This window comes from Acinetobacter sp. AOR14_HL (assembly GCF_027855175.1).
Lineage (GTDB): Bacteria > Pseudomonadota > Gammaproteobacteria > Pseudomonadales > Moraxellaceae > Acinetobacter > Acinetobacter calcoaceticus.
This window is the reverse complement of record NZ_JAKTII010000011.1, coordinates 370,372-381,926: the sequence shown is the minus strand read 5'-3', so window position 1 is coordinate 381,926 and position 11,555 is coordinate 370,372. Positions and strand designations below refer to the sequence as shown.

Annotated in this window: 10 protein-coding genes; 4 read left to right on the top strand and 6 right to left on the bottom strand. The window is 37.0% G+C overall.

Features of this window, described 5'->3' with window-relative positions:
* The 4 genes from MKL38_RS12005 to MKL38_RS11990 form a co-directional block, all read right to left on the bottom strand.
* Positions 1–1,215 carry an aspartate aminotransferase family protein gene (locus MKL38_RS12005; RefSeq protein WP_132070410.1) on the bottom strand — a complete coding sequence of 405 codons (1,215 nt, stop codon included), beginning with the start codon at positions 1,213–1,215 and terminating at the stop codon, positions 1–3.
* Between the two features lie 136 nt (positions 1,216–1,351).
* Positions 1,352–2,626: a Glu/Leu/Phe/Val family dehydrogenase gene (locus tag MKL38_RS12000; protein ID WP_005038387.1), complete on the bottom strand. Its 1,275-nt coding sequence runs from the start codon at positions 2,624–2,626 to the stop codon at positions 1,352–1,354.
* A 1,031-nt stretch (positions 2,627–3,657) separates the two neighbouring features.
* The gene (locus MKL38_RS11995) at positions 3,658–5,091 is read right to left on the bottom strand and encodes an amino acid permease (protein ID WP_270903371.1); all 1,434 of its coding nucleotides are present in this window, start codon (positions 5,089–5,091) and stop codon (positions 3,658–3,660) included.
* A 413-nt stretch (positions 5,092–5,504) separates the two neighbouring features.
* Complete coding sequence (locus tag MKL38_RS11990; protein WP_270903370.1) at positions 5,505–6,782, bottom strand: hypothetical protein; 1,278 nt, start codon at positions 6,780–6,782, stop codon at positions 5,505–5,507.
* A 127-nt stretch (positions 6,783–6,909) separates the two neighbouring features.
* Here MKL38_RS11990 and MKL38_RS11985 point away from each other — a divergent pair, with 127 nt between their 5' ends.
* Both MKL38_RS11985 and MKL38_RS11980 read left to right on the top strand, forming a co-directional pair.
* Positions 6,910–7,698, top strand: a complete 789-nt coding sequence (locus tag MKL38_RS11985; protein ID WP_270903369.1) for a class I SAM-dependent methyltransferase — start codon at positions 6,910–6,912, stop codon at positions 7,696–7,698.
* A gap of 26 nt (positions 7,699–7,724) precedes the next feature.
* Positions 7,725–8,258: a hypothetical protein gene (locus MKL38_RS11980; RefSeq protein ID WP_270903368.1), complete on the top strand. Its 534-nt coding sequence runs from the start codon at positions 7,725–7,727 to the stop codon at positions 8,256–8,258.
* 51 nt (positions 8,259–8,309) lie between these two features.
* Here the strand turns inward: MKL38_RS11980 and MKL38_RS11975 are convergent, their stop codons facing one another.
* Positions 8,310–8,873 carry a hypothetical protein gene (locus tag MKL38_RS11975; RefSeq protein ID WP_004639639.1) on the bottom strand — a complete coding sequence of 188 codons (564 nt, stop codon included), beginning with the start codon at positions 8,871–8,873 and terminating at the stop codon, positions 8,310–8,312.
* A 138-nt stretch (positions 8,874–9,011) separates the two neighbouring features.
* On the bottom strand, positions 9,012–9,479 hold the full coding sequence (locus tag MKL38_RS11970) for a Holliday junction resolvase-like protein (protein ID WP_004639641.1): 468 nt from the start codon (positions 9,477–9,479) through the stop codon (positions 9,012–9,014).
* Positions 9,480–9,638: 159 nt separating this feature from the next.
* Between MKL38_RS11970 and MKL38_RS11965 the strand changes: the two genes are divergently transcribed.
* Positions 9,639–10,283, top strand: coding sequence for a ParA family protein (locus tag MKL38_RS11965; RefSeq protein ID WP_270903367.1), 645 nt, complete (start codon positions 9,639–9,641; stop codon positions 10,281–10,283).
* A gap of 123 nt (positions 10,284–10,406) precedes the next feature.
* Complete coding sequence (locus tag MKL38_RS11960; RefSeq protein WP_270903366.1) at positions 10,407–11,525, top strand: AI-2E family transporter; 1,119 nt, start codon at positions 10,407–10,409, stop codon at positions 11,523–11,525.
* Positions 11,526–11,555 lie beyond the last annotated feature (30 nt).

The following is an 11,555-nucleotide window of genomic DNA, read 5'->3' as shown; positions in this document are numbered from 1 at the left end:
TTATTTAGCCAATTTTGCCAATGCTCTTTTTAAACGAGCAATCCCTTCATCAATATCTTGTTCAGGAATAATGAGAGACGGAGTAAAACGAACAACATCCGGACCTGCAATTAAAGCAAGTAATCCTTCCTCACCAGCCCAAGTCGTAATATCTTTAGCTTTTCCTGCATACTCAGCTTTTAATACGCAACCAATGAGCAAACCTTGACCACGAATTTCTTCAAAAATCTGATGTTCAGCATTTAAAGTATTCAAGGCATCAAGGAAATACTGATGACGATGCTTTACACCCTCAAGGACTTCAGGTGTATTAATAAATTCGAATACTGCACCTGCAACCGCACTTGCTAATGGGTTACCACCGTAAGTCGTACCGTGGGTACCGACTGAAAAATGCGGTGCAAACTTATCTGTCGTTAGCATCGCACCGACTGGGAAACCACCACCTAGTGCTTTTGCAGTTGTAAGAACATCTGGAATAACACCAGTGTTCATGTAGGCATAAAGTGAACCTGTACGACCTACACCAGTTTGTACTTCATCAAAAATAAGTAAGGCACCAAACTCATCACACAGTGCGCGTAAGCCTTTTAAAAATTCGATGTCAGCCGGAATAACGCCGCCTTCACCTTGTATCGGCTCAACAATGACTGCACATGTTTGCTCATTAATTACCGCTTTTGCTGCGTCTAAATCATTAAAGGCAACATGGTTAATTCCATTTGGAAGCGGTGCAAAGTCTTGTGAATATTTAGGCTGACCGCCTGCTGAAACGGTAAATAACGTACGGCCATGAAAAGCATTTTTAAATGCCACAATGCCACTTTTACCAGCAACGCCGCTGTCTAGACCGACTTTACGAGCTAGTTTCAATGCAGCTTCATTGGCTTCTGCACCTGAGTTACAGAAGAATACCTTGTCTGCAAATGTATTTTCAGTGAGTTGTTTTGCAAGGCGTAGAACAGGTTCATTTGTATAACCATTGCCTACATGCCAAAGTTTTGTCGCTTGTTCTGTTAAAGCATTTACTGCCACTGGATGCGCATGACCTAATGCGTTTACTGCAATCCCGCCTGCAAAATCGATATATTCTTTATTTTCTTGATCCCAGATACGTGAACCTTCGCCACGTACAGGAATGAAATTTGCCGGTGCAAAAACTGGAACCATCCAGTCGTTAAAGTTGCTTCGAGTTACAGAAATTGGCTGTTCCATGCTTACCTCAGTATTTATTTAATATATTCGATATCACTTGAATTTTAATAATTCAGAAAAAGGGGCTGAACAAATAAACCCTATAACATCCTTTGTATTTGTTCAGACCACTTTTTCTAAAAGTAATTTCCGCAGATTAGCCTGGGAAAATACCACGCTCTTTACGAGCTTTTAAAATACGCTCACATGCCAAGATGTAAGCTGCTGTACGTAAAGTACAAGCGTTACTGTTCGCTGTGTTCCAAACGTCATCCATAGCTTGAACCATCAATTTGTCTAAACGCTCATTGATTTCTTCTTCAGTCCAGAAGTAGCTCGCCATGTCTTGAACCCATTCGAAGTAACTTACAGTTACACCGCCGGCGTTACATACAACGTCAGGTACTACAACAATGCCACGCTCAACGAGTACATCTTCAGCTTTAGGATAAGTCGGGCCGTTTGCGCCTTCTAAAATCAACTTAGCTTTAAGTTTTTGAGCACGCTCAACAGTGATTTGACCTTCCAATGCAGCAGGAACAATAATGTCAACTTCTGCTGTCCAGAAATCTTCATCAGCAATTGATTGCGCACCAGCGAAGCCGCCAATACCGCCTTGATTTGCATTTACGTGATCACGTAACGCTTCAAGATCAATACCATCAGCATTGAAAATAGTGCCTGTATGGTCTTGAACGTGTGTAACTTTCGCTTTTGATTCAACAAATAGGAAAGCAGCTTCACTACCTACGTTACCAAAACCTTGAATAGCGACTTTCGCACCTTCAATTGGTAAGTTGATTTTTGCAGCTACTTCGCGACCTGTAACAAATACACCACGACCAGTCGCTTTTACACGACCTAAAGAACCACCTAAGTGAACTGGTTTACCAGTTACAACACCTGTTACTGTGTAACCTTGGCTCGTAGAATAAGTATCCATCATCCAACCCATGATATTGGCATTTGTACCAACGTCTGGAGCAGGGATATCTTTTTGAGGCCCGATAATGTGACCGATTTCAGTCGTATAACGACGAGTCAAACGCTCTAATTCACGATTTGATAATTTACGCGGATCAACACGGATACCACCTTTTGCACCACCAAATGGCAAGTTCAAAACAGCAGTTTTAATTGTCATCCATGCAGACAACGCCATCACTTCATTCAAATCAACATTTGGATGGTAACGAACACCACCTTTACCAGGACCACGAGACAAGTTGTGTTGTACACGATAGCCTTCAAAGTGCTGGATAGAACCGTCGTCCATTACAATTGGCACGTCTACAATAAGTGCACGTTTTGGACGTTTTAAAGTGTCGATAAACTCAGCTAAGTGGTCTAAGTACGGAGCAACACGGTCAATTTGTGCCAAGTAAGTTTGCCAAGCATCGCTGTGTTCGTTTACGTATGAAAGATCTGACATCTTTTTTCCTATATACCTTCATAGACTCAGATTTGATAAATCTGTAATCTTTATTATTTAGCAACTAAAACCCTGAAATAACAGTGCCTTAGTTTATTTACTAAATCTTTTGCTCTTCTAAAGCATCAGATTTTTTAAATTCCATTTGTTGGTACTAAAAGTACGATCTACTTTTATATACCGATATCTTTTACAAGTTTTCTTTTGTCTAAATTGCTGTTTATAAAGAGAATTTTATAAAAGCAAAAAACTAGCCACAACCCACTAAAACCAGCCGGCTGAAATATGAATACAAAAGAAGTGACATAACCGTTTGGGAGTTAAAAAGAACTATGATTTACAAAAACCATGAGTCCATAAAATTTTTTTGACTAATCGATAGATCCCTCCATTAGTCTTTTTAAAATAAACTTTGTTCAATAATCCTACAGATTAATTATTTCCACACATACTGCTTAAAATTAAGCCGCAACATAGATATAAAATCTTCCAATAAATATAGCATAGAGCAAGCTCATTTAGAACATTTTAAAATAAATAAGAAGAGAAAAAATAATCAAATCGAACTGACATTTATAATAAAAAAACAACAAATATTAAAAAATCACTAACTTTAATAAAAAAAACTTATAGAAAATAAACCTCCATAAATATAAAAAATGTAAATATTTTTAACTATAAATAACAATTGGTTATAAAATTCAATCTTTTCAAAAACCATCAAAAAATTATCTATTCTCCACATTAAATCCATATTAATCCTATTCCACCCTGCTATTCTAAAAAACTAAAAACACCACCTTATTAAATAACAAGACTAAACATAGACTTAATCAAATATTTATAATAAATAAATATTAATAAAAATCCGATAAATGGTGAATTTATAAAACAACATTTGTTTCCATGATTAAAAATAAAAATTCATTTTTAAAAAAAATATATAGAATCCATCCTTTTTAATTTCCTACAGACCATAAAAAAGGCCCCAAATGGGACCTTTAGACTACGCTGGTGAAAGCATACAACGTTTAGCTCTGTACCCCATCTTTCCTGTGATAAAAAATGAAGTAGCTCGCATAACATAAAAGAATAAAAACAATACAACAGATAAAGCCGACTTGCATCGAAGGATCAACCACCATACTAATGCAAGTAACAGCACAGAACAGACCACCGACAATTGGAGTCAAAGGAAATAAAGGAGCAGCAAAACGTAAATCTTTTGCAGTTTTCCCAGATTTATACCACTGTCTACGGAAATTAAATTGAGATACGCAAATTGCAATCCAAACAACCACCATGGTAAATGCTGCAACACCCAATAAATTTTTAAAGATCGTCTCAGGGGCAAACTGCTCTGAAAGCAACCCAGGTATTGCACCAAACATCGTCACAGTAATAGCAACAATCGGTGTTCCTGAAGGAGTAAGCTTTGAAAATATTTTTGGTAATTGGTTTTTTACTGAAAGTGACCACATCATACGTGAAGCAGCAAATAAACCAGAATTGGCAGCTGAGAGTAAAGCCGTAATGATTACAAAGCGGATAATATCTTCAGCATAAGGAATACCAATGTAATTAAACACGGTCACAAAAGGGCTATTACTTACTTCGTTTGCATTCAATCCTGCAAGCTCGAATGGCAATAGCGAAGTAATCACAACAATGGTACCAACAAAGAAAATTAGTAGACGCCAAATGGCGGCATTAATCGCTTTTGGGACTGTCTTCGCAGGATTTTCAGTCTCACCAGCCGCCACACCAATTAACTCCGTACCCGAAAATGCGAAATTAACGATCAGCATAGTTGCAAAAATTGGAAATAAACCGTTTGGAAACCAACCGTGGGCTGTCAGGTTGCTAAACAATGGTGCAGTTTCATGTCCTTGAAAAGGAATAAAGCCAAAAATTGCCAGTAAGCCTAAACCAATAAAACAGATGATCGTGATAACTTTGACAAGTGCCAACCAGAATTCAGACTCGGCAAACAATCGTGTTGAACTAACATTCAGAATAAAAACTAGGCCACCAAAACACAAAGTCCAAGCCCAAACCGAAGTAGTTGGAAACCACTCCTGAACCAGTAAAGCCGCAGCGGTAAACTCAGTCCCCAAAGTGGCAGTCCAAGTTAACCAGTACAGCCAAGTAATCATATAGCCCGTACCAGGACCGATATAACGGCGGGCATATTCCCCAAAAGAACCCGATTCAGGTACATGAACCGCAAGTTCACCGAGACATAGCATTACGGTGTAGGCGATTAAACCACCCAAAAAATAAGAAATAATTGCCCCGATTGGGCCTGCTTGAGAAATTACATCACCAGAACCTAAAAAAAGACCTGTACCTATGGCACCGCCAAGGGAGATCATCACCAAATGTCGAGTACTCATTGCTCGTTTCAAAGGTGCAGAACTTCCATGTTGCGATGCATCATTATTCCGATAATTTAATGATTGCATATAAAAAACTGTAACGACAATTTAGTAAAAAATCATTTTAGGAGAAAAAAATAAATATGCAATTATCTTTGAATAGTGAACTTATTTTAAACAAACTATCACCACATAAATAACATATAAATAAAAAACAAACACTTATTAAAATTTAAAATTATAGTTGTATTTTAATTAACCTCTAATCATTTATTTATTTTATACATATGCAAATATCATTTATTTTAAAGCATGATATTTTTTCACCTAATTTATAATGCTTGTATTTAATACGCCAGATATTCACAAAACAAACACATCATTTATTTAAATAATGACTTTGAATTTAATATACAAATAAATTAATGAAAAAATATTTTTTAAGCAAAAAATAAAGCCCAAATCTTTAGACTTGAGCTTTATTTAACCACCAGAAAGGTTTAATAGGCGATTGAGATCAGTTGTTCAGTAGGCTTGATTGAACCTTCTATAAATTCACACATCCCATGTTCATCACAAGATAAATTTAACTGTTTATAGCTAATTGCAAAAAAGTCGGAATATTTTTTGATTACAAACGGACTCATGTCAGATGTTAAAGGCTCTTTGCTCTTGAACAATTTAATGACTTTGCGATCATTCATCCCTAACAAATAAGTTTCATTATTTAATTCAATGTGCACTACACCAGTGTGTTCAGCCACAATTGGAATCAAATAAGACTTATTTGCCAACAGAACATCTAGAGCATAACTCTCAAACTTTGAATTAATGAGGTTGAATACCAAAATTGAATTAAAGCTAGTCTGCAAGCCTTCTTTATAAGTCACTTCTTGCTGAGTTTGTTGCACCTTAATGCCCAGTTTTTGAAAGTCTAGCTCAGTTGCCTGCTTTGCCTTCATAAGGCTACGGGTAATAGCCTGTTTAAGTGGGTTATCAAAATAACGCTCATCAAGCTGAAAATCATTTTGGCGTAATATTTTTAACAACATGTCATCATGATGCGAAAGAACATGTGCAAGTACATTACGGAAATAAAATTTACTTTGCTTTTTGACCTTACGAACCTGTTGATAGAAATAAATTTCATCAAATTCATGCTCAATAAAATCATGCAATAAACTTGAACTTGCTAATACTGACAATGCTTCATGACCAGTAAATGGCAAATGAATCGTATGTAAGCTTGGCAATAGCTCTTTTATTTTTAGGTAATGTTCACGGTCAATCGAGAAATAAGGGTCATAAACAATGACGTATTCACGCGCTGCATCCACATCTTGCAGCTGGATCTGCATGTCTTTGTTTGCTACCGCATCGAAAAACTCAGCATAGCGTCGATCTTCAACATGGTCAGGATCAATTGAATATTGAGGTACAAATGCAATCACACGGTTCATATTCAATAAATTAGAATATTTGATTGCTGCATAGCCGCCCATCGAACCGCCATAACCCACAATATTTTTAAAACCCTGAAGAACAGGCGAAATTATTTTCGCCAGCTCAATCATGCTCGCTTGAGGAAACCATGATTTTTGTTTTGGCATTATCCCAATAACATTGTATTGGTATTTAATTAGGGACTTTTCAGCATTGATAGATAAGCCACTCGCTCGGGTAATCAAATCGCCAAAAGAGAGAACCAATGTATTAGAATCGCCTGGTAAAAAAATGGCTCTAATGTGTTCGTCTTCAAAAATAATTTGCTTATCCATGCTCACACCGAAAGAAAATTTGCTCCCACATACAACGTCAAAAATGAAACAAAATAGGTGTTTTGCCAATTTATGATTGCGGAGTATCTTATTTTATAGATGCCAGTCAGATTAAAAAGCGCAAAATATGACACAATCCTTACATCCTGCCGCTCAAAAAGGCTTCAGCTCAGCTGCTGAACTGTATCAGCAAGTTAGGCCTAATTATCCCGCAGAAATAGTGAGTTGGCTGCAAAATTGCCTCCAAATACAGGAAAACTCTACTGTTATCGATCTTGGATCAGGTACTGGCAAATTCTTACCCTACTTAAAACAAACACATGCAGATATTATTGCAGTTGAGCCAATTGGCGAGATGTTACAGCAGCTTCAACACGTTTATCCTGATATCAAAACATTACAGGCTTTTAGCCATTCTATTCCTGTAGCAGACCATAAAGTTGACGCCATTATTTGTGCGCAATCTTTTCATTGGTTTGACAACATAGATACCCTAACAGAAATGTATAGGATATTAAAACCACAAGGACATTTAGGGCTGGTTTGGAATCAACGCGATGAGCGTACGGACTGGGTCAAAGCTTTAGCTGATTTTCTACTTCCACTTGAAGGAGATACACCCCGTTATCATAGTGAAAAGTGGAAACGCGTATTTGAACAGCAGGATTTATTTGTGTTTGATAGCCTACAAACGTTTACACAGTCACAACGAGGTAGTGTCGAACAAGTGGTGAGCAAACGATTACTCTCAACAAGTTTTATTGCTGCAATGACTGAAAAAGATCAATTACAACTCAAAGCACAGTTTGAAAAAATTGTTTATGATTTTACGGGATTAGGTCCTCAAAATCAGATTGATTTTCCATATGTTACGTATGCATATCACTTTCAGAAAAGTACGTTACCCGTTAAATAATTAGTGAATAGGTTTGGTTGAAAGTTATGAAGAAGAAAACACCTCAGGTCATATTAATGTCTTTGCTTTGCTCTAGCCTATTTCTTACTGCTTGTAAAAAAGCGGATGAGCCTGCTAAGACGGAGCAACCTTCTGCCACCTCATCTACCGATCAGGTTTTAGAAAAACTGAATGAAAGACCTATTAAGACTTTTCCAGCAACTGCTGAGGATGCACACGATATTGCGCTACTAGAGGATTATGACCGCCGCTTTACAGAAATGAGCGATGAGATGGAAAGCGAATTAGCAAAAATGCATGAAGCGGGAACACTCACTACAGAGTTTGAGCAACAGCGTACTCTTGATAATGTGCGCTCTGCTCTGACCATGTTAAAAGATTTAGATTTAAAAACTGAGCAAGGCCGTTATATACAAGGTCTACTTTATCAATATTGGGAAAACCAAGAAAAACACTATAGTGATAAGCACGCGACTAAAGATGAGCAGATCAATGATCTTGCTGACTATTTACAAGCACAAAACCAATTAAAATATTGGAAAGCATCGCAACAGAAATAAGTGCAACATTCCTTAATAAAAAGCCTTCATATTTATGAAGGCTTTTTTAAATTATATATTTTGCTTTTCAACCCAATGAATAGATTGCACACGAAATAGTTCACAAGCACCATCACCTGTATCAGTTGGTGTAAGCGATGATTTCCAGACTAGATCTTTATCTTTAATTTCGACAAGATCACCTTTGAGATAGACCAGATCTCCACGTTTTACCTGTTTAATCTGTTGGGCGATTTGCGGGTTCGCAGGAATGATGTGCATGTTAGACACCATTTGCATCGCCTGATCTGCAGGAACAGGTAATTTAGGAATTTTCCAGTTTAAGTAACGGTCATATTGTTTTACTGAAATATGACGTGCAATTTCAGGCTGTGCAAACAGTCCCCAACTTACCGCATAGTCAATAGGTGAAAACTTAGCTTGTTCATCATTTTGATAAACTTTTGAACCCAAAATTCTGAAATTCCCTTGAAAAGGCTGTAACACAGAAATGGATTGGTCTTTTTCTATAGGACTCAGACCGTTGGCAATATTATATTCACTTGAGGTCGATGCAAATGCTGAACTCATGCCAATAGCAGCCAGTAAGCCCATCATCAAACGTTGTTTTTTCATCGCTTTATACCTCGAATATTGCTAGATCAAATTAAATAGATCTTCAATTTATAGTAGTCGCAAGCCATGAAAAAAATATCGGAATTTAGTAACAATACAGATTAATTTCGTCTATTTTTGTGCACTCAAAATTAAAATTTAATCTTCAAAATCCACTCTTAAAGTTTCAAAACGGACGTTACCTTGTTGCACAGCTTGTGCAATTGCCTGTTGGCCTTTGGTCAGCCTTGCCCCACCGCTTTTTACATCAAGTAAAATAATATTAATGTCTTCCGCCGTTCCATCACCATCTCGAAAATCGGTGTATCCATCAAAAATAATATAATCCACCGGATCGCCCATGAATTTTGCATCGCTCGGTAGATACTGAAATTCTGGCAAAATGGGAGCGAATTGTTCTGCCATTTTCCCTTTCAACACCGCACGACTTGTATTCACGCTTCGCTTTTGTGCTTGAGTCAGAGCTTGTTGGTGCTCCAATTCAAGTTCAGCAATATATTGCTCATATTCAGCCTTAATTCGGCCATTGCGAGTATTTGATAAAATAATAGTAGTGATAATAATACCAATACCCGCTCCAATTAGCATGGCAAGCCATACAGACATAAACTTTCCTTAACAAGCACAAATCAACATTGCAGATCTAATCATATCTAAAATAACGAAACAGCTTAAACTTTTGTCAAATGCGGTCATCTACTTCTCATAAAAAGATGCTAAGGTATAAAACATAAACAAAATGTGCTGCTGAAAATAATTGGATTTATGAAAACGATACTTATTGCAAATCAGAAGGGCGGATGCGGAAAAACCATGACGGCCATTACGTTGGCAACGGCATTGGCACAAAAAGGATATAAAGTAGCATTAGCAGATTCCGATAACCAAAAATCGGCTTTACAGTGGTTAAAACAACGCCCTGATACCGTCGCAACGATTCAGAGCCTAGACTGGCGTCATGAAAAATCAATTGGTGATGCGCCTAAACATCTGGACTATTTAATTATTGATGCACCTGGTGCACTTTCAGGTGAACACGCTGAACAACTCATCAGCGAAGCTCATGCCATTATTACTCCACTTCAGCCTTCATTTTTTGATATAGACAGTACTCGCCGCTTTTTAAAGCATTTACAAGATATTAAACGCATTCGTAAAGGTAAAGTACAGATTTTACTTCTTGCTAATCGTGTAAAACCGAACAGTGCAAGCTCAAAAGATATTCAACAGTTTTTTGAAAAAATTGAACAAGAACCTGTTGCATGGATTTCTGAACGCAGTGCTTATGGTAGCCTAGCTATGCAAGGTTTAAGTGTTTTTGATAAACCACAAAAAAACTTTATTAGTATTCAAAATCAATGGCAACCCGTTCTAAACAAGTTAGTTGAAGACAAAGCTGAGTGGTTTTAAGTGAATTTTGATCTCTAAAAATTGGGTATGAGTATTTTTAGATTCAGGCCTTAAAATTTGCCTCAGGTTATTTTTCAGTTAATATGACTTTATTCTACGTAGAAAATTAGAGAAATATTGTTCGTGCATCCATACGCTCCTAATTTACAGCGCGTTTTATTGTTTGGGCTGTTTTTTATTTTGATTTTTTTAGGATTTAATATCCTGAAATACTTTATTGTTCCTGTTCTTTGGGCTGCCATCATTGCTTATATGACTTGGCCTATTTATCTAAGAATTCAGCGTTTTTTTGGAGAAACCCGTAATACTTTAAATGCAACTCTAATGATTAGTCTGGTCATTTTGGTTGTTGGCATACCTTTTACATGCGCTATTTTTATTTTGCAGCATGAAGGCCGAAACTTATATTTTGACTTACAACGTCAGGTTTTTTCGGGTCATTTAAGCGTTCCTGATTTTATTCGCGATCTTCCTTTTGTTGGAAAAGAAATTTCTCGCACACTTAATGAGTTAAATAACGATCCTAATAGTACCATTCAAAATATTGCAGCTTGGGTACAAAGCCATTTAAGTTATGGCCGTGTGCTGCTCGGTGAAATTAGTAAAAATATTGTCAAACTTGGCTTTGCCGTATTTAGCCTCTTTTTCTTTTATCGTGATGGTCAACTTATCTTAACTCAGGTGAGTAAAGCCTTGGAAATGGTCATAGGCCCTCGCATTCACCATTATCTTGATACGATTTCTGAAACGACTCGTGCCGTAGTCTATGGTGTTGGTTTAACTGCCATTGCTCAAGCTTTTTTAGCTGGATTAAGTTATTTCGTAGCAGGTGTACCAAATCCAATGGTACTTACTATTGCTACTTTCATATTAGCTTTAATCCCATTTGGTACACCTATTTCCTATTTAGGCGTTGGCCTTTGGTTGTTCTCTCAGGGACAAACTATGGAAGCAATTGGTGTAATTGTATGGGGTATACTCATTGTAAGTAGCTCAGATAATGTGATTCGCCCGCTTGTTATTTCTGGTGCTACTAAAATTCCATTCCTATTAATTATGTTTGGTGTGTTAGGTGGTATTGCGAGTTTCGGGTTAGTGGGATTATTTATTGGACCTGTAATTTTGGCTATTTTACTGGCGATTTGGCGTGAATGGTTACATGAAACCATTGAACCTGAACCTATGCCCAAAACGACCATGATTTATGATTCTGAGAGTGAATCCTCCAATCATAAAGAGTGACATACTTATTTAATTTAAAAATGTTTCAAG